The organism is Tamlana crocina (assembly GCA_040429635.1).
GTDB lineage: Bacteria > Bacteroidota > Bacteroidia > Flavobacteriales > Flavobacteriaceae > Flavisericum > Flavisericum crocinum.
Genome location: CP158972.1, coordinates 3,081,725 through 3,105,000, shown reverse-complemented (window position 1 = coordinate 3,105,000; position 23,276 = coordinate 3,081,725). Strand labels below are relative to the sequence as shown.

Sequence of the window (23,276 nt, the reverse complement as noted above, 5' to 3'; positions counted from 1 at the left end):
TATAACTATTCATAAAAGTCAAGGCTTAACGTTCGAAAAAGCAATCATTGACGCCGAAGGTGCCTTTGCACATGGGCAAACCTATGTGGCATTGAGTAGATGCAAGTCTTTGGAAGGCTTGGTTCTAAAAAGTAAAATCCATTCCAATCAGATCATAAGCGACGCGCATGTTACTGCATTTAATGAAGATGCTGAAAACAATGCGCCGGATGAAAATATTTTAGAGGATTCCCGGAAAAATTTTCAGTTGGATCTAATTGAAGAACTCTTCGATTTTTATGAACTATTATATCCCGTAAATCGGATTCTGGATATTTATTATAAAAACAGAACTATTGTTGAAGGACCAGTTGAAAAGGTGTTTTTAAAAATAAAGGACACATTAACCCATTTTTTAAAAATAGGAAATGGATTTAAAAATCAACTCAAAGAATTATCATATCAATCCAACGAGTTACCAGAACTAAACGAGACCATTCAGGATAGGTTTAAGAAAGCCATGGCTTATTTTAAAGTCCAAACAGAAACAAACATCGCAGAGCCTTTAAAAACTTTTGGATTCACAACCGATAACCAAGCGGTTGGCAGCGAAATAACTAAACAGCTCGATAATTTTGAAGAGTTGTTAGATATAAAGCTGTTGTATTTCAATAAAATTTCAAATGGTTTTAATTCTAATTTGTTTTTAGAATTGAGAGCCAAAGCCGTTTTTAATGCCAAACAACAGCCTAAAAAGAAAAGAAAAAGCGTTGTTGAGGGGACAAGTAACGTCGAACTTTTTGAGAAACTGCGACTGCTTAGAAACGATATTGCTCAGGAAAAGTGTTTGGTACATTTTCAAGTGTTTACTCAAAAGGCTCTATACGACATGTGTGAAACCTTGCCGACAAATAACGGTGAGCTTTTAAAAGTAAACGGAATGGGAAAAACACGTGTTGAAAAATACGGTACCGCTATTTTGAAAGTGATTAGGACATATTGCGAGGAGCATGATATTGAAATTTCGGGTGAAGCTGAAATTTTTGACGAACCAAAGAAAACGAAGAAGAAAGTAGATACCAAAAAGGAATCATTACAATTATTCCAATCGGGAAAATCTATTGAAGATATTGCTGAAGAACGTGAACTGACTTCCAATACCATTTTCGGCCATCTGACCAGTTTTATTGCAACCGGTGAAGTTAAAATAACCGATTTAATGACTGCTGAAGATTATGACGAACTCAAGAGCATAATTCCCCAAAAAAGTTTTGAAGGCCTGTCGGATTTGAAACAGCAGTTGGACGACAAATACAGTTATGCCGAATTACGCTTGGTGGTAAATGATTTAGCTAAAAGTTGATATTTCTAATTTCTTATTTTTTCTAGCTTAATTGCCTAACATACCGGATCCAGAAAACAAATCCATAGTTTGGTATTGGTTTGGTTTTATTGAAGTGGCTTTTTTGTTCAATGATTTTGCAATGATGTTGACGTTATTTTTCGGTTTCTTTTTGTCAATCATATCCATTTCCATAATTAATCCGTTTGAAAATTGCTTCACAATTCTGGGGTCTATATCAGGAAAATCCATCTTTTTTTGATTGCCAAAATTTAAAAAGTTTGATAGTGTAATGGGAGCTTCGGTGGTATGGTATATTTTCATGATGTACCTGTCATCTTCAAATTGGAGCCCTTTGCAGATATAGCCAATAATGGTTTTTGAAGGCAAATCGGAAATTTTGTAGTTGTCTATTTTTTCAGTGCTATTTCCGGGGTCGGGAATAGGAAACATTTGGAGGAATTTTGAACCTTGGGCATCCATAAACATAATCATTGTGTTTAAGTCCGAATCGAATAGCATGGTGGTGTTGCCCGCATTTTTGTTTTCACGAATGCTTATGTTTGTCCCTTGATATTTAGCGCCTTTTTTTATTAAAAAGGTCATATCCATGGTTTCTTTTTTCTTGGTGTTTAAAACCATTTCTGTTTGTAATTGCCAGTCGAAGTCGTAAGAATCGGGTAAATCACTTGCCTTAACTTTATGGTTTTTTAAGGCTGTTTTAACCGATTTAACTTGACCTTTGGAATTACTGGTGTCGTAATCATCTTCATCAATATCCTCTTTGGGTTGATTTCCTCCTTTAACAATATTTTTCATTACACCTTCCATAAGAACTTGACCTTGCGCCTTAACTTCTCTAGCTTGTGGTAGCTGTACCGTTACGGCTTGGTAATTATAAACCAATAGACTTTCACCAGGAGGTGCCATATTCATATCGAAAGCACTAGCAGATTGCCCAGTATCTGACTTTTTAGTATATATTTCGACCAAACGGTCTTGGTCATCAAAAAGCACATAGCTGCCTTCGTAACCGGTTTCATTAAGAAAATCGAATTTGGTATAAGTTTTTCCCCTTAAGGTTTGTTTGCTTTCCTTAAAATCTTCATATCTAAAATGTTCGGGTTCATATATAAAAGCGAATTCTACAATGCCGTTGAACGGATTTGTCATCATGCCCAAATCGGTTTGTTTTTGCAAATTGGCCATTACAGGCTCGGGTGGTAGTTTATAGGCTTCAACCATCATGGTTGGCATCATCATACCTTGGCTTTGCAGTGCAACGATGGATGATTTTGTATATTCACCATCTTTGAATGCGTAAATAAATCCCTCGCTATCAATATAGCTGGGTTTGGGCATATTGTCATGAGTAGAACGCACTGCCACTTGTTCGGCATCAAAAAATTGGGTTTGGTTAAGGTTGCCATTTTCGTGGAGTTTAATAACTACATCTTCTTTGTAAAAGTCTTTTTTAGCTTGGGTGTTTATGTTTAATGCCGAGTTGGCAGGTTCTAAAACAGCCGGTGTTTCTTCGGTTTCTTGTGAATTATCATTTTCAGGCTTGTCTTTTTTGGTTGTGGCATCGTCAATGGTTTTTTCTGTTTTTTGACTGACTACTTCGTCGGTTTTTCGTAAAATGGTGCGTTCGGCCGCTTGTTCGGCTTTTTGTTTCAGTTTTTTTAAAAACTGAGCTTGTGTAGGCATTGTAAAGCAAAGTGTCAACAGCGCCATTATTAGTGTTTTCGTTTTCATGACTTTTATTTTTTAAATTATTATGTGTTTGCCATGGCTAGTGGATGCGTTTTTTTACTTGTACACGGCCTTTTATTTTGGCTTCTGCATATTGTGTTAGTGTAGCATAGTCTATAGCATAACAGGTATAATCAAATTCTACTATAAAATCTTCTTTGCCGCTACTGTGATTAATTATTTTAAGGTTGCCTTCGCCTTTTAATGAAGTATCTAACCAAATGGCATTTTCATAATCTTCATTGAAAATAATCTGTGCGTTTCCACCAACAATGGGTTTGTCATTTACAATAGGGAAGTATGTAGCTACTGAATAACTTGCTTTCGGGTTGTAGTCAGTACTGCTAACGGCTTTAACAAAGCCAATAGAAAAAGTTTGCGGACTATAGTCGTGAATGCCAATATCAAAATTAATTATTCCCGCTCCAGAATACCCATAATCGGCCTGTATATTATCGTCGCCATCATATTCCATAAGTACATCGCCATAAATGCTTTTGTAGTCTATGCTAATGTAATAACCGTCGGGATCTCTTTCGCCGTTCTCCTTTTTGTCATTTGAAGGATCTTTAGAGCACCCAACCGTGCCCAACAGAAAGAGAAAAATAATAATGTGAAATTTGGAGGTGTAAATGTTTTTCATATTTCAACTGAGATTTAAGAGAAGTAAAGCTATGCTGAAAAATGAAAAGCGAATCAAACAAATGTTTCAATCTATGCTAGATATGTAACATGTTAAGCAATGTAGAAATATATTTTAACGTGAGTTCGATATAACCATTTATTCAGAAGCCAAATTATTAATTAATGCAATATGTCAGGTTGAGCGGAGTCGAAACCTAATTGAAATTTTCGTTTTTCATACCTTTCGACTCCGCTCAAGGTGACAACAGTCAATTTTATTGGAAACACTAGCGTAAACGTAAACACTGAATTCTTAAATCAAACTCACGTTATTTTATTGAAAAAGAATATTTTATCTTCCCGTATAAACAATACATCAAGTTTTTAAAAAATAGGAAAGATCGTTTAAGGAGTCTTTTAGTTTAAAAATATTTTAGCTATTTTTAGTGTCTATGGATATCATCATTCAATCGACTTTAAAAACGCTCCAAAAATCTCAAGTTTTGTTGAATAGTATATCGAACGTCCAATTATGTGATGCTTCGGTTCCGCCGTACCATTCCAGCATTGGCACCCATATCCGACATATTTTAGATTTTTACGATTGTATTTTTAAATGCAATCTAGAAGATAAAATTGATTTAACAGCACGAAGCAGAAACAGGGACGTGGAAACGGACTGTGGTTGTGCCCAACATTATTTGGATTCTATTATAGAGAAGCTGAATTCCGTAACTATAAACATAGCAAAAACGGTTTTAGTAATTGACGATTTGGGTATGGGGAAAACAGAAATTCCATACACACTAGGTGCTTTATTGGCACAAGCGAATAGCCATACTATTCACCATTACGCTATTATAAACTATATATTAGATGGCTTGGGAATTGAAATTGCAGACTCCAATTTTGGATACAATCCTACTACGCCACAGCCAAGACCGGTAGCTTAAAACTATTTGTTTTTAAACATACTGCTCATGATGATTTTGATGCCCTTAAAAATTAAAAATACGGCCATGGCACATATTAAGCACCCAACAATTAAAAGAGGAATGTAAAGGGAGTTTTCTGGTTGACTAAAAGCAAAGGTTAACAAAATAGGGCCAATAAACAGGCTCAATACTGCAAATATTAAAATTTTTATGCCTTTAAAAAGAACGACTTTATCTGTTTTATTGTCCATAGTTGTTATAATTTTGAATTGCTAATCGCACGTTTTTATGTTTTTTGAGCAGGGCTTCGGCTTCTTTTTGTGGAATATCGAGTTCGGCCATAATCATTCTTGTACCTCGGTCCACCAACTTATTGTTACTCAGTTGCATATCCACCATTTTGTTGCCCTTAATATGCCCCAGTTGAATCATTGTGGAAGTGGTAATCATGTTTAGAACCAGTTTTTGCGCGGTTCCGGCTTTCATTCTGGAACTTCCCGTAACAAACTCTGGTCCCACGATAACTTCAATAGGGAATTGTGCCGTTTTAGACAACGGACTCTCCTGGTTACAAGTGATGCAGCCCGTAATGATGTTGTTTTCGCTACAGGCTTTTAATGCTGAAATCACGTAAGGTGTGGTGCCCGAAGCTGCAATGCCAACTACCACATCTTTGCTATTGATTTGGTGTTTTTGTAAATCTTCCCAACCCAAGGTTAATGAATCTTCAGCAAATTCAACGGCTTTTCTGATGGCTTGGTCGCCACCGGCAATAAGCCCGACTACCAATTCGTGGGGTACGCCAAAGGTGGGCGGACATTCCGAAGCATCCAAAATGCCCAATCGGCCACTGGTGCCCGCACCGATATAAAACAGCCGGCCTCCCGTTTTTAATTTTGATACAATTTGTTCCACCAATTTTTCTATCTGCGGAAGCGACTTTTCAACGGCATAAGGCACGGTTTTGTCTTCATTATTGATGTTGGTCAATAATTCTGAAACCGACATGTTTTCCAAGTGGTTGTAGTTTGAATCCTGCTCGGTAGTTTTTGTAAAACCCATGTGCCAAAAATAGCAATTAATGATTAGATTTAATCATAAAGCACATCTTCAACTTCTATTTTTTTGTCGTTTATAAAATCGTAAAGTGTGAGTTGCCTTAAAATGTAATAATCGCGCCAAAAACTTTCTAACGAGTTTAAATATTTTAGTACGGATTCATCACGTTCTCGAAGGGCAATGTTTAATTCGGTGATTGTGATTTTGCCCAAAATGTATCGTTTTTGTGAAATATCGTATCGTTTGGTAGCGACTTCCTTTGCTTTTTCCGAAGTGAATAAAAAATCACGTTGGTTACTCCAATTGAGTACATGCAGATAAATTTCCTGTTCGAATTCCTGCTGGTCTTGTTTTATGTTGTTGTTGGTTAAATCGAGGTTAGCCTCGGCCATTTTCCGACGGGATTTTGATACGCCCCAATCGAAAATGGGAATGCCCAACGACACACGAACATTTTGCTGTTTGTTGTAATTATTAAACAGATTATTGAAATCGTCACCGTTTTGCGAAATACCAAAATTAGCAGAAACACCCAGTCTCAATCGGTTATTGCCTTTTTGAAACGCCACTTCCTTTTCGGCTTCCAAGCGTTTTCTTCTAAATTCAATAACGGCCTTTCGATTATTTTGGGCTTCGCTCAGTGCTTTTTCAATATCCACGTTAAACAGCGGTAATTCTTCTGGAACGGCCAACTCGATATTTTCGGTGCCCAATTCCAAATATCTGGCCAAATTTTGCGACGTCCGTTTTACTTCAACGGTATTGGTGGTCACGTTGTTTTTGGAATTTAAAAGGGTAAGTTCCATTTGCAACAATTCATTTTCGGCAATTTTTCCCATTTTGAATCGGCCTTCGGCAATTTGGTAAAGGGTGTCCTGATTTTTAAGATTGGTCTTGGCGATTTCCAACTGCATTTGCGACTTTAGCAACGCAAAATATCTATTGGCAGTGCTCACCGAAATCTGCTCCATATTTTCAATAAAGTCCCTTTTGGATTCTTCATAAACCAAAGGTTCTATTTTTTTGTCCCACTTAAACTCGTTGAATAATACGGAATTCTGAAAATAATTCACACTGAAAGGGATAACGGAATAGCCAATATTGTCATCGAGGCCAAAAAGTTCAATACGCTCTAAATTAGAATTTATTGAAAGTACCCCTCCGGTAAAGGGCACACTTTGTGAAATAGACAAACCTCCTTCAAGTAGTAATTGGTTTTGGTTTACAAAAATATCCTGTCCTTCATCGTTAGTTAGTCTTCTTACTGCATTTCTATATTCGGGTAAAATGGCGTTGAGGCTTAACTCGGGTAAAAAACGGGCTTTATAGTTTTTATATTGCCAATAACTCGCTTGGTTTCTATTCAGATTTATCTTGTAATCTGGCGATTTTTTCTTGGCCATACTAATGGCTTCGGAAAGGGTGATTTTTTGGGTTTGCGAAAACGTGATTAAAGGAAAAATAACGAGTGCGATAAATAGTTTTAGTTTCATCTATTTAGTGTTATAGAGTATTACAAAGAACAAGAACGTTCATGCAATTCGTTGAGTTTTGGGTTTTATTCGGTTCTAAGGGCTTCAATGGGGCGTTTTTTTGCGGCTGCCTTTGCGGGGAAAATTCCAAAGGTTAGCCCCACCAAAACGGCAATGAAAAAGGAAACCATAATGGATGTTATAGACAGAACCGTTTCAATACCGGAGACAAGTTCGATAATGTAAGCGCTGATGATGCCGAGTAAAATGCCGACTATTCCACCGCCAACACTGATTAAAACCGACTCCGAAAGGAACTGTAAAATCACATCTTCTTCGGTAGCACCAATGGCTCGGATAATGCCAATTTCCTTAGTGCGTTCCAGCACCGATGCCAACATAATATTCATAATGCCAATACCTCCAATAAGCAACGAAATACCAGCAATAATACTGAGTACAATATTGAAAATCTGTTTTGTTTTTTGCTGCTGCTTGAGTAGTTGAATGGGGATGGTGATTTCAAAATCCAACACATCGTTGTGGCGACGTTTTAGCATTTTACTCAATACTTCGGCGGTAGCTTTCAATTGGTTGGAATTCGTAACTTGTACGGTGAGTTTATCAATTTGGTGATAATTGCCACGAGGTGTTTTTGTGGCTGGGCCGTTTTGGTTTCGGTTTTGTGCCGCAGGATTATCACTGATTATTTTCCGGTCTTTATACCTTACCAAAAACGTGTTTATGGGAATGTAAACATCTTCGTTTAAATCTCTGATGCCTAAATTTTCCTGAGCCTTGTCAGAAATTAATTTTTCTTCAATAACGCCGATAACTTGCAGCCAAACGTCTTTAACTTTTATTTGTTTCCCCAGAGCACTCTCTCCGGTAAATAGTTTCTTTTCTACTTTTTTACCGACAATGCAAACGGGAAGTGCATTTTTAATCTGAAATTCAGAAAACGATTTTCCTTTGTCTAATGAAATATTCGAAGTTTCGAAAAAACTGGGTTCAATACCAATCAGTTTTACGGGGTTTTGTTTACCGTTATTGATCATGTAAGTGTTCATGATAATTTCGGGGCTTACCACTTTAACACTGGGAATATGCTTTTTTACGTTAACCGCATCCAGAACATCCAATCCTTTTGAAAACCGTTTGGATTCGCTGTTTTTGGCTTCTTCCTCGGTTTCACTGGTGTCTTTCTTTTCTTCGTCGGGAATGGGCGTTACCACAATATTGTTAACCCCAACGAGTTCCAACTGCGCCAAGATTTCTTTTTCGGCACCGCTACCAATGGCCAACATGGCAATAACCGATGCCACACCAAAAATAATGCCTAAAGCCGTTAAAAAAGTGCGAACCTTGTTGGTTTTTATAAACCAAAACGCTTCGCTGAAGTTAGATTTTAGCTTTTCTAAAAGTATTTTATCTATCATCTTACTTCAATAGAGTTATACTTTTATCATCCAAATCTTCAGGTTGGTTTAGGTAAACCACATCGCCTTCTTTTAATCCTTTGTTTACTATTATTACCTCGTTGTTGGAAAGTCCCAATTCCAATTGCTTTTTCTCGATGGATAAGCCCGACTTTACATAGGCATAGCTGATGGAATCTTTTGAAAAAATCGCTTCTAACGGAATCATTAAAACATCTTCCTCTTGTTTGGTGAGTATTCGGTTGGAGGTGGTCATGCCCGGACGAATATTTTTGCTGGTGCCATTCAATTTTATCAATACCTGAAACAATTTGATGTCTGATCCTGCTTTGGTTTCACCTACATTGGCCACTTCGGTTACTACACCATCCAATTCAATATCCGGGAAGGCATCAAATCCTACTTTGGCGGTGAGTCCTTTTTTTATTTTTCGGATATCTACCTCGTTACTATAGGTTTTCGATTCCATTTTTGTTAAGTCTGGAAGGCTAGCAATAGCGGGTTGCCACGGTGAAATGGTGGAGCCGACTTTCTTTTTGGTGCCATTCCATTCCTTTACGTAGGTTACCATGCCTTCGTCATCAGAAAAAATGGTAAACTCCTTTTGAAGTTCCATCAATTCATCAATTTGCTTTTTGTATTTTGAAACCTCGGTGCCTACTTCAATCATTTTAGCATTGGCCTGACTTTTTTTAATGGAATAATCGGCTTTCTTTTCCTTTAAATCACGTTCTGTTTTTTCAATATTAATTTCCAAAGACCTGATGGTGGCGGGTGGTTCGTAAGTAGAGCGCGATAATTCCAATTTGTATTCCTCAATTTTAAACAATAAATCTTTTATGGCAGTACGCTCTTGTTTTAATGTAAGCGTGGTGTCGAGTTGCTGCTGAATGTATCTGGATTCCGCTTTTTCCAAGTTCAATTGAGCATCCAGAATTTTTCCGTTAAGTTCTGAAACATCCAGTTTTCCGATATAATCGCCCTTTTTTACCACCGTGCCTTCGGGAACCAAATCTTGAATTTTGATATTGTACAAACCAAAACGCTGGGCGTTGCTTGGGCCGTTAATTTCTTTTGAGCTTGTAGATTGCGCTTCGCCAGAAATAAATACTTCGTTTAAAAAAGTGCCTCTTACCACTTTGCTTGTAATTGAAACGTTTTCATCGCTTGAAGAGCTGAAAAAGGAATAGGCGAGAACAGGAATGATGATTAAGCCAACAATTACGGCTATACGTTTTTTTGTCATGGCTAGTTTAATTGATGAAGTCTTAAAATTACGAAAAAATCACAGCTGTAAGATTTTATTACGTTAAATAAAACTTAATGTTTTAACCACTATTTTCGTGCCTTTATTGTATCGTGTACGTAAAAACATCAACTTCTGAGGCTTTAAAATAACCTAGCGGAAAATTATTGGGGTTGGATAGGTTTACACAGTTACCTCTTAAAGTAGCTGGTTGTGTTTGGAAAGGGTCGCCCGCCTCATCATCGGTTTGTTGGAGTAGTAAGCTGAAGTATTCAAAAGTGCGCTGCGTAATACCATAGTTTCGCAAAATGATTTCATCTCCAGGATTTAATGAATCGTCTGAAAAAAATGCAAAAATTTCGTTGCCGTTGGTAAACTCATCATCGTAAACTTCGAGGCTGATTTTATTACTGTCGAAAAACACAAATTCGAATAAATAAAAATCTTCGGTTTCAACGGGGTCGCTATAAAAGGCTTTAATTTCAATTTCGTCGCCAGCAAAACCACCGTCATTTTTTTGTTCAATATAATCTATGGGCACTACGGGTTTTAAAACGGTGGTAGCCGTATAAATGTCGTTATTGTACTCAATATTTAGCGTGTAAACGCCATTCAATTCCGGCTGAAACCCTTCGGTTCTATAGAAACCTGTATCGCCATCTTCAAGAAAACGATAGGTTCTGTTGTTGTCGCTAACATTAACTACCGCTCCGGTAGCGGGCATAATTTCATTACTAAAATAAGGAGAGGTTAAGCTAAGTTGAATGCTCTGAATATTTCCAGTTGTACCTTTTATCCAGTTTAATGACGCATCGATAACCAATCGGGGTGCAGAGTTTTCAAGCTCGACATCAATCACGTCTTCACAAGACCAAATTAAAAACGGAAGAAACCAAAGGATATGTTTAAGCGCGTTCATTTTTTTAAAATTTGAAATTATACGATACCGACGGTACAATGCCGAAAATGGACAGCCTAGTGGCTTCGTTCCTTCCCGTATCTGTATTTCGGTTAAAATTGATAGAAGCAGCGTTCCTTCTGTTGTACACATTGTAAATTCCGAACACCCATTGCGATTGCAAGCCCGATTTCTTGTTGGGTTTAGGAGTATAATTTAAGGCGAAATCCAACCTGTGGTAACTGGGCAGCCTGTTTTCATTTCTACCTGAATAGTTGGGAATGTTCAATCCGTTGAAGGTATATTGCGCATTGGGGAAGGTGGTGGGCTGCCCCGTTTGGAATAAAAAGTTGGTGTTCAGTTTCCATTTGTCGTTAAAATCATAACTGCTGGTTATGGAAATATCGTGGGTTTTATCGTACGGCGTGTTGTACCAATTGCCGTTATTAATGCCCAATTCTTCAGGTGTTCTTCCCGGAGTTTGCTGTTCAGATTTTGATAGGGTATAGGCCAGCCAGCCTTTAAATTTTCCTTCATTCTTTCTTAATAAAAATTCCATACCGTAGGCGCGTGCCTTTCCGTTGAGGATAACTTGCTCTATGGCATTGTTGGCAATTAAATCGGCACCATCAATATAGTCAATACGGTTTTTAACCTTTTTATAAAAACTTTCAATTTCTAGGGAATAGCGATTTTCATTAAAATTTTTAAAATAGCCCATTGCTATTTGATCTAATAACTGGGGTTTTATATATTTTCCGCTGGGCGTCCAAATATCCAAAGGGGTAGGTGAGCTGGTGTTTGATAGCAGATGTAAATATTGGGTCATGCGGTTATAGCTCCATTTAATGGAACTGTCATCATTTAATTGATAGGCCAACGACGCTCGGGGTTCCAGATTGTAAAAACTTTCAATAACATGTTTTTGTTTGAATGATTCTGTACCAATGGTATCGGCTTTTTCATAGATTTGGAAATCTTTGTTGAACGTTACCGCTTGATTATTGGCATAAATATTAAGTTCGTCCTGCCCTAAACGATGAAAACTGCTTAGCCTCAAACCGAAGGATGCGGTCAATCTTTCCGATAGCTTTCGTTCGGCATCCAAATAGAGGGCATTTTCAAAAGCATACTTATCGGTGAGTTTAAAAGGATTGATTCCCGAAGTAGGGGTGGTTGGATTAATTTCTCCAGGATTAAACCTGTAGTACACACTGTTTAATCCATATTGAAGCTTTAATTTATTGCTTATATAGTGTTTGAAGTCATACTTTAAATTGAAATTTTGAATGCCCGAAACCCAATCGAATTCCACAAAATTCAGTTTGAGGTTGTAATAGTAATCGGAATAAATAAAGGAGAGGTTTGAAAATAACTTGTCGGAAAACAAATGGTTCCACCTAAAATTTAAGACCGAATTACCATAAACGTTTTCAAAAGTGTCCTCAATTCTAAACACATCGCGTCCAAAATATCCAGACAAGTAAATGCTATTACGATCGTTTAATTTATAATTTAATTTGGTGTTGAGGTCGTAAAAATAGGCTTCGTTGTCAATATCGAACAACGGAAGAAATAAATGCGCATAACTGGATCGGCCACCCAACAGGAACGCGCCTTCATCTTTCTTTAAGGGGCCTTCAACCAACAACCGACTCGATACCAAACCAACGCCGCCGTTGGCATGAAACGATTTGCTGTTGCCCTCTTTTTGGTAAATATCCAACACCGAAGACACACGCCCGCCATAACGCGCTGGAATGCCGCCTTTAAACAAACGCAAATCCTTTATGGCATCGGGATTAAAAACCGAAAAGAAACCAAATAAATGGGAAGAATTATAAATGGTAGCCTCGTCCAAAAGGATTAAGTTTTGATCAGCAGCTCCTCCGCGCACGTTAAAACCTGAAGCCCCTTCCCCAGCGGTGGTTACGCCCGGAAGCAGGGTAATCGCTTTAATAATATCGGCCTCGCCAAGCACCACAGGAATGTCTTTTATGGTGCCCGAAGTGAGTTTGTTAACACTCATTTGCGGCGCTTTAATATTCAGTTTTTCTATGTTTTGGGTAATGACTACTTCGTCCAAACTTTCAAGGGCATCGGTAAGGCTGAAATTTTTAGTGGTGTTTTGTGATAAATTGATGGTTTCCGTATGCGTATTGAAGCCTAAATGACTCACAATAATTTGGTACTCGCCTTTTGGAAGTGTGATGGAATAAAAACCATATTCATTGGTGATGGTGCCCGATTTTAGCTTTGGGAAAATGATATTTACCCCAATTAGTGTCTCGTTGCTATTTATATCTGAAACCGTACCGCTTATTGTGAATCTTTCCTGTGCGTTTATTCCATTGAAGTAAAAACAGATAAGTAAAAGACAAAGAAGGCTTTTTTTCATATAAGGTCTGTTTCTTTTTCTTGATTGAATAGTTTTGAGAATGGTATTTTAAAATTTACATAAAAATAAAAAAAAGCCCCTTAAAAAGGGGCTTTTGGAATACTTTAACAAAAAAGTAATATTAGGCTATAATGGCATTGAAGGTTTTGCTTGGGCGCATTACTTCGTTTACCAAAGTTTCACTTGGTTCGTAATACCCACCAATATCTGCAGGTTTGCCTTGTATGTCATTAAGTTCTTTTACAATAATATCTTCGTTTTTGGCCAATTGCTCCGCCATTGGAGCAAACTCGGCTTTCAACGCTTCATCTTTATTTTGGTTGGCCAATTCTTGTGCCCAATATAAAGCTAAGTAGAAATGGCTTCCGCGGTTATCCAGTTCACCAGCTTTTCTAGATGGTCCTTTTCTGTTTTCCAACAATTTACTTGTGGCATCATCTAAAGTTTCACCTAAAATTTTAGCCTTGGCATTGTTGTTTACTTCACTGAAATGCTCCAATGAAACTGCAAGTGCTAAAAATTCACCTAAAGAATCCCAACGTAAGTGGTTTTCTTCCATTAATTGTTGAACGTGTTTTGGAGCAGAACCACCAGCACCGGTTTCAAACAATCCACCACCATTCATTAATGGAACGATAGATAACATTTTTGCACTGGTTCCTACTTCTAAAATAGGGAACAAGTCTGTTAAATAATCACGCAATACGTTTCCGGTTACCGAAATGGTATCTTCTCCGGCTTTTAATCTTTCACAAGTGAAAATAGTAGCATCAATAGGAGAAAGGATTCTTAAATCTAAACCAGTAGTATCGTGGTCTTTTAAGTACGTGTTTACCTTTTTAATCAATTCGGCATCGTGTGCACGGTCTTCGTTCAACCAAAATACAGCAGGCGTTTCTGAAGCTCTTGCTCTGGTAACGGCCAATTTTACCCAGTCTTGGATAGGGGCATCTTTAGTTTGGCACATTCTCCAAATATCACCAGCTTCAACGCTGTGTTCCATTAAAGTGTTTCCTAAGTCATCAATCACTTTTACGGTACCGTTAGCTTCAATTTCGAATGTTTTGTCGTGCGAACCGTATTCCTCAGCTTTTTGAGCCATTAGTCCAACGTTTGGAACCGTACCCATAGTGGTTGGGTCGAAAGCACCGTTGGCTTTACAGAAATCTATAGTAGCTGTATAAACACCGGCGTAGCTGCTATCTGGAATTACCGCCTTGGTATCTTGCGATTTACCTTCGGCATTCCACATTTGCCCCGAGTTACGGATCATGGCTGGCATTGAGGCATCAATAATTACATCACTTGGTACGTGAAGGTTGGTAATACCTTTATCTGAATTTACCATAGCTAAATCGGGACCGTTGGCGATGGCCGATTCAATGGCTTTTAAAATTTCGTCTTTTTTATCGGCAGGAAGCTCGTTTACTTTAGCTAAAACGTTTCCTAAACCGTTGTTTTCCTCAACACCAATTTGTTCGAAAACATCGGCATACTTGTCGAAAATATCAGCAAAAAATACTTTTACGGCGTGGCCGAAAATAATAGGGTCTGATACTTTCATCATAGTTGCTTTCATGTGAAGCGAAAACAAGATATCGTTAGCTTTGGCATCTTTTACTTGTTCCTGTAAAAAGCTTACCAAGGCATTTTTGCTCATTACAGAGCCATCTATAATTTCACCTTTTTGGATAGGAAAGGCCGGTTTTAGTACGTTTTCGTTGCCTTGGGCATCAACGTGAACTATTTTTATGTTGGTAGCAGCAGCTAAGGTCAACGATTTTTCGTTGTGTGCGAAATCACCAGATTCCATAGTAGCTACGTGCGACTTAGAGTCTGAACTCCAAGCCCCCATGCTGTGCGGGTTGTTTTTTGCAAAGTTTTTTACCGCTTTTGGAGCACGACGGTCTGAGTTTCCTTCACGCAACACCGGGTTTACGGCACTACCTTTTATTTTATCGTAACGCGATTTAATATCTTTTTCAGCGTCTGTTTTTGGCTCGTCAGGGTAATTTGGAAGTTTATATCCCAAAGCCTGCAATTCTGAAATGGCAGCCATCAACTGAGGTACCGATGCACTAATGTTTGGCAATTTTACAATATTGGCTTCAGGTTTTTTGGCCAACTCACCAAGCAGAGCCAAATCATCTGGAACCTGTTGGTCTGCTGTTAAAAAATCCGGAAAGGTCGCTAAAATTCTTGCCGCCAAAGAAATGTCTTTGGTTTCAATATCAATACCAGAAGATTTAACAAATGCTTTTACGATAGGGAGTAACGATTTTGTAGCTAAAGCTGGAGCTTCGTCGGTTTTTGTATAAATAATTTTAGACATTCCTGTGATTTATATTTTTAGAATTATTAAAAGGCCAAAAAGCACGAAATAAAAAGACGTTTCGTTTTTAGCGTTGCGAATATACAAAAAAAAGGTAGTTAAACCTGTTTAAACGATTAACTAAAATGTTGGAGTTTACAGATTTGCGATAATACCAAAAAAGAGGGGACAGAGTAAGAATATTTTAAAAAATAAACAGAATGTATAAAAAAACAAAAGCCATATCACTATAGAATTTAATCTATTCTGACATGGCTTTCTTGAAATAACTTAACGTGCCCTTTTAGTATTTCTACTATCAAACTCAAAATTTTCATTCAAATTTTTTGGTTCAAGTGTTGTTATTTCAAAGAAACATTACGTAATTTTCAAAATGTATTGACCTATTATTTCATGTTTCCGTAATTGTTTTTCTTGATACTATTAACTTTTTCTTCGCTTTCGCGTTAAAATTATTAATAGCATTGCTTGCATTACAACAAAAACTTTCGCTTTATATTGATTTTTAAGCTTTCAACCTTATTAGTTACCGTCTGCTGGGCATACCGCTCTATTTAAGATATCATGGTTTTTAACATTTACAGACGCATACACGTTGTTGTTAAATAACCTCAAAAAACAATTTTTATAAGAACGTTACCTTATTTAGAATATAATGCAAATTCGCTGTTGAGACGAAACCAACTTCTTTAAGGTTGTCATTATTTCTTCTACTAAGATACAATATAAAACCCTAAAAACCAAATTTTTAAGTCTATTAGTTTTAAACTGATTATAAACACAGGTTGTTAACATTTGTTAATAAAAAAGCCCTGGGATGTCCCAAGGCTTTTAAATACTGATGTTTTCAGTACTATCTTATTAACGTCTGGCTTCTTTAATTCTGGCTTTTTTACCAGTAAGACCTCTAAAGTAGAAGATTCTAGCTCTACGTACTTTACCACGCTTGTTAACTTCAATTTTTTGCAATGCTGGTAAGTTTACTGGGAAGATACGCTCTACACCAATAGAACCAGACATTTTTCTAATTGTAAAAGTTTCTGAAGATCCAGAACCTCTTCGTTGTATTACCGTACCTCTAAAAAACTGGGTACGTGTTTTGTTTCCTTCTTTAATTTCGTAGTAAACGGTGATGGTGTCTCCTGCCGAAAAATTTGGTAATTCCTTTTTTGTTACAAATTCGTCTTGTACAAACTTTACTAAAGATTCCATATCTTTAAAATTATAAATGGTTAATTCAGAACAACATTCACGATTCTCGCCAGAGGTTAACCCGAAATTGGGTGCAAAGATAATTAAAAAGTTAATAGTTTAAAGTAAAAAGTAAAAAGTTTTTTTCGCTTTTTGGGTGTTCCTTTTTGCTTGGTGTTTAGGAGCTTACGCCAATGTTCACAGAAGCAAAAAGTCAGGCTATCCGCTATATCTTTTTTTCGTGCCTCAAAAAAGGATGTCGCTGCTATCCTTAACACGGTTAAAATTAATCCTCCAACAAATCCGGCCGGCGTTCCTTGGTTCTTAAATAGGCCTGCTCTTCTCGCCACTTTTCTATTTCGGGTAAATTGCCGCTAAATAATAATTCGGGCACTTTCCAACCTTTGTATTCGCGGGGTTTGGTGTAAATGGGCGGTGCCAATAAATTATCCTGAAACGAATCGGTTAGGGCAGAAGTTTCATTCCCCAAAACTCCGGGAATCAAACGGATTACTGCATCGCACAACACGGCCGCGCCCAATTCGCCTCCCGATAGCACATAATCGCCAATGGAAATTTCGCGGGTTATAAAATGGTCACGCACCCGTTGGTCTACCCCTTTATAATGTCCGCATAAAATAATAATGTTTTCTTTTAGCGATATCTGGTTGGCAATGCCCTGTTTTAGGGTTTCGCCATCGGGGGTCATGTAAATAACCTCGTCATAATCCCGTTCCGCTTTAAGCGCGGTTATGCATTTGTCAATCGGCTCTACCATCATTACCATACCGGCACCACCGCCAAATTGGGTGTCGTCAACAGATTTGTAATTATCGGTCGTGTAATCCCGTAAATTATGGAAATGCACTTCCACCAAACCGGCTTCAATGGCACGTTTTAAAATGGAAGCCCCAAACGGACTCTTCAGTAATTCGGGTAAAACCGTAATAATATCAATGCGCATAACAATTCTTTAAGCGCAGCAAAGATAATTTAAATCATAGACATTTTAATAAATTCGATTTATGGCTGTATTGGAAATAAAATGGATTTTACAATTTAGAAATTCAATACTAATCGTAAATTTGAAATAAGTTAAACGAGTCGAAACGAAAAAGAGAACAATACCACTATGAAACTAGTATTATCGCCAGCCAAGTCGTTGGATTTTGAAAGTAAATTGCCCACCGAAAGATATACCGAAGCCCAGTTTTTAAAGCAGTCGGAACGCTTAAACAAACTGCTTAAAAAGAAATCGGCCAAAAGCTTGTCGAAACTCATGAGCATATCCGATGCTTTGGGCCAACTCAATTACGAGCGTAACCAATCGTGGGAATTGCCGTTTACTACCGATAATGCCCGCCCGGCCGTTTATGCCTTTAGCGGCGATGTCTACAAAGGTTTGGATGCCTACACCATTCCGGAAGAAAAAATGGACAAGCTTCAAAACACCGTGCGTATCCTGTCTGGGCTGTACGGTTTGTTGAAGCCTACCGATTTAATCCAGCCGTACCGCTTGGAAATGGGCACTAAAATGCCGGTTGGGGCGAAAAAAAATCTCTATGAATTCTGGAAAAAAGATATTACCAAAGCGCTTAACGAGGAGCTGGAAGACGACGAGTTGTTTTTAAACTTGGCCAGTAACGAATACTTTAAGGCTGTCGATAAAAAAGCATTAAAAGTTCCTGTGGTAACGGCCAATTTTAAAGATTTAAAAAATGGCGAGTATAAGGTAATTTCATTTTTTGCCAAAGAAGCACGAGGATTAATGGCCAGATATATTGTAGATACCAATGCACAAAACGTCGACGATTTAAAAGGCTTTAATTACCAAGGCTATAGTTTTAGTGAGCCCATGTCTAAAGACAACGATTTGGTTTTTATTAGATAAACTCAATGAATCTGTGTTAAAAGCCGGAACAAACTCATAAACGGCTCCAGCTTTTAACACAGCCATTTTATTTGGGCGTTGCCTTGTTGCCCACATTAATTTGGCTTTCCACCGAAGGTTTCTTTTTAATTCTAGGTCTTCTTTTTCCAAACGTGCCACGGTATATTTTGCCGCGTTTTGTTTTTTTGTCTCCTTTTCCCATTGTTTTTTGTTTTAAATGATATTTTTATAATTTGAACCTTTGTCACCCTGAGCGCAGTCGAAGGGGTTCAGGTTCTCATAATAGTTTTGTTCTGGTGAGATTCCAAAATAATCCCGATAGCTATCGGGACGGAATGACCACCAGTTTAGCAAAATATAAAAAATTCAAAACTAAAATTCAAATTTCTGTTTTTCCATAAGCATCCATACTCGCCGTTTATAAAAGAAAACACCACAAAGCTCATTGTGGGCACTTTGCCACCACCCCGCTTCTCCACGGGCGATTTGCTGGAAAAGGACGTCGATTTTTGCTACGGCAGCTATTACAATTCGCTGTGGCTGTTTATAGATAAAATCCATAATCTCAATTTACCTTTCGATAATTCCGAGGAAGCCGTGCAGCAGCGCAAAGCCTTTTTAATAAAACACCAAATTGGCGTGTGTGATATTGTGGAAAGTGCCGAACGCGAAAAAATCGATGCCTCCGATTTGGGCATGAAAAACATCAAACTGCGCAATGTGCTGGGCTATTTGCAACAATACCCCAATATCGATACCATTTTATTTACCGGCGGAAACAGTAAAAACGGTCCCGAATATTTTTTTAGAAAGCATTTAAAAGATTACGGATTAAAACTGAAACTGGTCTCCAACGAAGTGCCACGCATACACGAATTCGTCATGCCAAACGAAACGGATGTGAGGTTGAGCGGTCCCGATAACTATCGGGACGAAACCCCTAAAAACCGAAAAATAAAAACCGTATCATTAACCTCCGGCTCCGGTGCCGCCAATATCTCCATTAGCCGATTGCCGCTGTACAAACAACTAAAAGCCAAAAACCCCGATTTTAATACCTTCGATTTCCGGGTGATGCAGTATCGGGAGTTTTTTTGAAGTGGTTCGCTTAACGGTCTCGTATAACCGTCAGTTACGGAATTAAAGATAATGATTTTCGGTTTAACACTGACGTTAGCAATTTCGAGTGGATTCGGACGTAGTCGAATCCGCCGTAATTGCGGTTATACATTGTTGTGGTGTCGTTTTTATTATTTTTTCACTTAACTGTTTAGCGAATTCAGGTTCACAATAAACTTGATGCCCTTTGTCCAATAATATTTTGTATTCCAATTCCATCTTTTCTAACCATTCCATTTCTGGTTTAAACTCATCATTTTCTCCAAAGAACAGTTTTAGGCTTCCATTAGGTCTTTCAGTTTCTTTTCTTAATCTAGTTGAAGACACACAGGCAAGAGAATTAATTTTTCCACTTCTAATTCCATATTTCCAAGCTATAGTTCCACCTAAACTAAATGCTAAAATATTTATCGAGTGCTTTTCAATTTCAATTAGTTTATTCACTGCTTTTTCAATTCCGCCTTCAATAAATTGTTTGTGCAAGTTAGTTTGACTGTATTCTGTTTTGTCAATTTCTCCAAGTTCGCAACTATCGTAAAACTCAATATCAAATTTTGCTTCTAAAATTCGAGTATAATTTATTAACCATTCAGATTTTTCTCGACCCCACAAGTCTGAAATTATGATTAATCTTTCTTTCATAAACGATATTTTGTCAAATGCACCACAACTTTAAGGATATGCGTCGTTTCCTAAATGACTTATATCCGTCGTTAAGCGAAGGTAGCTGAAATTTTTTACAAAGTCAAGAGGTTTAAAATAAATCGCAGTGCTGTATAAATTAACCGTACATTTGCCACTTAATAAAAAAAGGGGGTGATATTTAATTTGTAAGTCATCATCTCAAAACGCCCACCATGGGCTTTCAAACAAATTATATGTCATTTCAATCTTTAGGCTTATCGGAAGCCTTATTAAAAGCGGTGGATCAAAAAGGTTACACCACCCCAAGTCCCATTCAACAAAAAGCCATTCCGCCTGTATTACAGGGCAAAGATGTTTTGGCATCGGCACAGACCGGCACCGGAAAAACCGCTGGTTTTACCTTGCCGTTGTTACATATTTTATCGGAAAACCCAAAAGAAAAATACCGCCCCATTCGCGCCCTAATTTTAACGCCCACCCGCGAACTGGCGGCACAGGTGTACGCCAATGTTAAGGAATACAGTGCCTTTTTAAATTTACGCAGCGTGGTTATTTTTGGCGGCGTAAACCAAAAACCACAAGTGGCACAAATACGCAAAGGCGTTGATATTTTGGTGGCCACACCGGGGCGTTTGCTCGATTTGCAAAGTCAGGGGTTGTTATCGCTAAAACGTGTTGAGGTTTTTGTTTTGGACGAAGCCGACCGTATGCTCGATATGGGCTTTTTACGCGATATTGAACGCACCATTAACCTGATGCCCGAAAAACGACAGAACTTAATGTTTTCGGCCACGTTTTCAAAAGAGATTAAAAAACTGGCGCACGGTATTTTAAACCAGCCTGTGCAGGTGGAAGCCACACCCGAAAACACCACTGTAGAGCTCATAAGCCAAAAAGTGTATCGGGTGGCCAAGGGCTTAAAAACGGGATTGGTTATTAAGTTGATTTCCGATGGCAATTGGAAACAGGTGTTGGTATTTACCCGCACCAAACACGGCGCCAACAAACTGTGCAAAAAAATGATGGCGGCTGGCATAAGCGCTGCGGCCATTCATGGGAATAAAAGTCAGGGTGCACGTACCAAAGCGCTTTCCAATTTTAAAAATGGCAGTGTGCGCGTGTTGGTAGCTACCGATATAGCGGCCCGCGGATTGGATATTCCGTTGTTGCCCCACGTTATTAACTTTGAACTGCCCAATGTGCCGGAAGATTACGTACACCGCATTGGAAGAACGGGTAGGGCAGGTGCCGACGGACAAGCCATTTCTTTGGTAAGTGCCGATGAAACTTCGTATTTAAAAAGTATAGAAAAACTGATTGGTGAAAAAATTGAAGTTGAAATTTTGGAAGGTTTTGAGCCCGACCCCAATGCCTCTACCGAACCGATTAAACCTGGTCAAAATCGGAACAGGAATAACAGAAACCCACGTAATTCGAACCGAAATTCGGGAAGAAGCCGAAACTCCAGACGCCCAAAGCGTACTAACGACAAACGAATTTAACATTAGTCTGATTGAGTGCAGAATGGCGGTGCTAGGTCAATTCGAGTGGATTTTTACATTGAAAAGGATGCTGTCTTAAAAGGCGTCATTCCGAACAAAGTGAAGGAATCTCAAAAAATCAAGTTGCTGATAAAGAGATTGCTTCGAAATAAAATTTCGCGCAATGACGTTAATTAATTATTTTTAGACAACCTCGACAAAATCAAAAATCTAGTAAATGGAATCGCAACCCAATAATCCGTTGCACGGTGTAAAACTGGAACAAATCATCAACGAATTGGTGGCGCATTACGGTTGGGAATATATGGGTTACACCATAAACATTAAATGTTTTACAAATAACCCTTCGGTGAAATCGAGCTTAAAGTTTTTACGCCGAACGCCATGGGCGCGCACTAAAGTGGAAGCCATGTATTTAAATATGCTTGAAAATAATAGGCGTTAATCTAAAATCTTAATTTCAATATCTTTAAAGTTAATACCTTGCCCTTCAGCTTGTAATCCAATATATCCTTCTTTGAGAAGTTTTCCATTAATTTTAATACTTGGATCGAAATCGCGTATTAATATGTTGCCGCCAATTTGAGGTTTGCTATATTCTAAAACCTTTTCACCATTTACAAAATGTTGTATTAAAGAATCTTTATACACAATAAGTTCGCCATTAACCCATTCATTCCATTTATAGGTTTTTGAGGAAGATCTTACACAATGAGAATCACTTATTGCGTTATTTATAACAATATCTGTTCCAGGCGAACACATGTTTCCAGTGGGTCTATGTTCGTTTTCTTTAGATTCAGCTAATATTTGATACTCTACCGAAATAGGCCAGTTTTGATTTTTTAAAATGGTTTTTGGGTCTTGTGCATGAAACATAATACCACTATTTCTGTAAGTGAAATGAGGAGCATCTTCCATCCATTGGCTAGTAAACTGATATTTAAATTTTAAATGATATGAGGAAAATTTAGTCTTATAAAATAAATGTCCGTAGCGCTCATCAAAACGTTCATAATTATCATAATTTACCTGAATAGAGCCATTTGAAATTCTAAATGTGTTTAAATAATTTGTTCCGGTTTCTTCTTTATAAAATTTAGGAATCCAACCGTCTAAATTTTTTCCATTAAATAAACTTATCCATTGTTTATCTGTTGTTTCGTTGTTTTTTGATGGATTCTCTTTACAGTTAAGCACCATAATTGAGAATATAACAATGGTGATAATAGGTTTTATGTGCATTATAATGTTTGTATTGGCTTATGAATATTACCGTTGCCCTTTGATACGAAAAGTGAGCATGATTGTAAAGGTAGTTTTTACTCCCATTCTCGCTGTCTATTTGACACTTCTGTGTAAACTCAAGAGATTTAATAAGAAGTGAAAAGGTTATAGATAGTTTGTTTTTTCCGTAATAGGCTATTCAAATATGTTATTTTTAAATTAAAG

21 protein-coding genes (1 of these 21 cut by a window edge) are annotated in these 23,276 nt (G+C 37.8%); 6 read left to right on the top strand and 15 right to left on the bottom strand.

Annotation, left to right across the window (positions count from 1 at the left end; all coding sequences use genetic code 11):
• Positions 1-1,342 carry the 3' portion of a helix-turn-helix domain-containing protein gene (locus tag ABI125_13640; protein XCF05753.1) on the top strand. It extends 1,100 nt beyond the left edge of the window, so only the last 1,342 of its 2,442 coding nucleotides appear in the window; its start codon lies off the left edge, out of view; the stop codon is at positions 1,340-1,342.
• A gap of 27 nt (positions 1,343-1,369) precedes the next feature.
• Here the strand turns inward: ABI125_13640 and ABI125_13635 are convergent, their stop codons facing one another.
• Together ABI125_13635 and ABI125_13630 are read right to left on the bottom strand one after the other, a co-directional pair.
• A complete protein-coding gene (locus tag ABI125_13635; protein XCF05752.1) occupies positions 1,370-3,076 on the bottom strand; it encodes a hypothetical protein in 1,707 nt (568 codons plus the stop codon).
• A 37-nt stretch (positions 3,077-3,113) separates the two neighbouring features.
• Complete coding sequence (locus ABI125_13630) at positions 3,114-3,716, bottom strand: hypothetical protein (GenBank protein XCF05751.1); 603 nt, start codon at positions 3,714-3,716, stop codon at positions 3,114-3,116.
• A 433-nt stretch (positions 3,717-4,149) separates the two neighbouring features.
• On the opposite strand from ABI125_13630, the gene ABI125_13625 reads away from it, so the two are divergent.
• Positions 4,150-4,650, top strand: a complete 501-nt coding sequence (locus ABI125_13625) for a hypothetical protein (protein XCF05750.1) — start codon at positions 4,150-4,152, stop codon at positions 4,648-4,650.
• 2 nt (positions 4,651-4,652) lie between these two features.
• Here ABI125_13625 and ABI125_13620 read toward each other — a convergent pair whose 3' ends face one another.
• The 10 genes from ABI125_13620 to trmD all read right to left on the bottom strand — a co-directional run bounded on the left by ABI125_13620 (position 4,653) and on the right by trmD (position 17,631).
• On the bottom strand, positions 4,653-4,883 hold the full coding sequence (locus ABI125_13620; GenBank protein XCF05749.1) for a DUF6095 family protein: 231 nt from the start codon (positions 4,881-4,883) through the stop codon (positions 4,653-4,655).
• On the bottom strand, positions 4,873-5,694 hold the full coding sequence (murQ, locus tag ABI125_13615; protein XCF05748.1) for an N-acetylmuramic acid 6-phosphate etherase: 822 nt from the start codon (positions 5,692-5,694) through the stop codon (positions 4,873-4,875). Before murQ ends, ABI125_13620 begins: the two co-directional genes overlap by 11 nt.
• 29 nt (positions 5,695-5,723) lie before the next feature.
• Positions 5,724-7,184 (bottom strand): TolC family protein, encoded by a 1,461-nt coding sequence (locus ABI125_13610; protein XCF05747.1) that lies wholly within the window; start codon positions 7,182-7,184, stop codon positions 5,724-5,726.
• Positions 7,185-7,249: 65 nt separating this feature from the next.
• The gene (locus ABI125_13605; protein ID XCF05746.1) at positions 7,250-8,602 is read right to left on the bottom strand and encodes an ABC transporter permease; all 1,353 of its coding nucleotides are present in this window, start codon (positions 8,600-8,602) and stop codon (positions 7,250-7,252) included.
• Position 8,603: 1 nt separating this feature from the next.
• Positions 8,604-9,848 (bottom strand): RND transporter, encoded by a 1,245-nt coding sequence (locus tag ABI125_13600; GenBank protein XCF05745.1) that lies wholly within the window; start codon positions 9,846-9,848, stop codon positions 8,604-8,606.
• A 103-nt stretch (positions 9,849-9,951) separates the two neighbouring features.
• Complete coding sequence (locus tag ABI125_13595; protein XCF05744.1) at positions 9,952-10,767, bottom strand: DUF4249 domain-containing protein; 816 nt, start codon at positions 10,765-10,767, stop codon at positions 9,952-9,954.
• 4 nt (positions 10,768-10,771) lie between these two features.
• Positions 10,772-13,144 (bottom strand): TonB-dependent receptor, encoded by a 2,373-nt coding sequence (locus ABI125_13590; protein ID XCF05743.1) that lies wholly within the window; start codon positions 13,142-13,144, stop codon positions 10,772-10,774.
• Positions 13,145-13,265: 121 nt separating this feature from the next.
• On the bottom strand, positions 13,266-15,476 hold the full coding sequence (locus tag ABI125_13585) for an NADP-dependent isocitrate dehydrogenase (protein ID XCF05742.1): 2,211 nt from the start codon (positions 15,474-15,476) through the stop codon (positions 13,266-13,268).
• Between the two features lie 861 nt (positions 15,477-16,337).
• Positions 16,338-16,688: a 50S ribosomal protein L19 gene (gene rplS, locus ABI125_13580; protein ID XCF05741.1), complete on the bottom strand. Its 351-nt coding sequence runs from the start codon at positions 16,686-16,688 to the stop codon at positions 16,338-16,340.
• A 265-nt stretch (positions 16,689-16,953) separates the two neighbouring features.
• The gene (gene trmD / locus ABI125_13575; protein XCF05740.1) at positions 16,954-17,631 is read right to left on the bottom strand and encodes a tRNA (guanosine(37)-N1)-methyltransferase TrmD; all 678 of its coding nucleotides are present in this window, start codon (positions 17,629-17,631) and stop codon (positions 16,954-16,956) included.
• 168 nt (positions 17,632-17,799) lie between these two features.
• Here trmD and yaaA point away from each other — a divergent pair, with 168 nt between their 5' ends.
• A complete protein-coding gene (gene yaaA / locus ABI125_13570) occupies positions 17,800-18,558 on the top strand; it encodes a peroxide stress protein YaaA (GenBank protein XCF05739.1) in 759 nt (252 codons plus the stop codon).
• Positions 18,559-18,625: 67 nt separating this feature from the next.
• On the opposite strand, the gene ABI125_13565 is transcribed toward yaaA, so the two are convergent.
• Positions 18,626-18,760 (bottom strand): 30S ribosomal protein THX, encoded by a 135-nt coding sequence (locus tag ABI125_13565; protein XCF05738.1) that lies wholly within the window; start codon positions 18,758-18,760, stop codon positions 18,626-18,628.
• Between the two features lie 185 nt (positions 18,761-18,945).
• Here ABI125_13565 and ABI125_13560 point away from each other — a divergent pair, with 185 nt between their 5' ends.
• On the top strand, positions 18,946-19,656 hold the full coding sequence (locus ABI125_13560; GenBank protein ID XCF07910.1) for a uracil-DNA glycosylase family protein: 711 nt from the start codon (positions 18,946-18,948) through the stop codon (positions 19,654-19,656).
• Between the two features lie 75 nt (positions 19,657-19,731).
• Here the strand turns inward: ABI125_13560 and ABI125_13555 are convergent, their stop codons facing one another.
• Positions 19,732-20,319, bottom strand: coding sequence for an alpha/beta hydrolase (locus ABI125_13555; GenBank protein ID XCF05737.1), 588 nt, complete (start codon positions 20,317-20,319; stop codon positions 19,732-19,734).
• 236 nt (positions 20,320-20,555) lie between these two features.
• Between ABI125_13555 and ABI125_13550 the strand changes: the two genes are divergently transcribed.
• Together ABI125_13550 and ABI125_13545 are read left to right on the top strand one after the other, a co-directional pair.
• Positions 20,556-21,824, top strand: a complete 1,269-nt coding sequence (locus ABI125_13550) for a DEAD/DEAH box helicase (protein XCF07909.1) — start codon at positions 20,556-20,558, stop codon at positions 21,822-21,824.
• Between the two features lie 217 nt (positions 21,825-22,041).
• On the top strand, positions 22,042-22,269 hold the full coding sequence (locus tag ABI125_13545) for a VF530 family protein (GenBank protein XCF05736.1): 228 nt from the start codon (positions 22,042-22,044) through the stop codon (positions 22,267-22,269).
• On the opposite strand, the gene ABI125_13540 is transcribed toward ABI125_13545, so the two are convergent.
• Complete coding sequence (locus ABI125_13540; protein XCF05735.1) at positions 22,266-23,069, bottom strand: DUF1080 domain-containing protein; 804 nt, start codon at positions 23,067-23,069, stop codon at positions 22,266-22,268. The two genes, ABI125_13545 and ABI125_13540, sit on opposite strands and share 4 nt — an antisense overlap.
• Between the last annotated feature and the right edge of the window lie 207 nt (positions 23,070-23,276).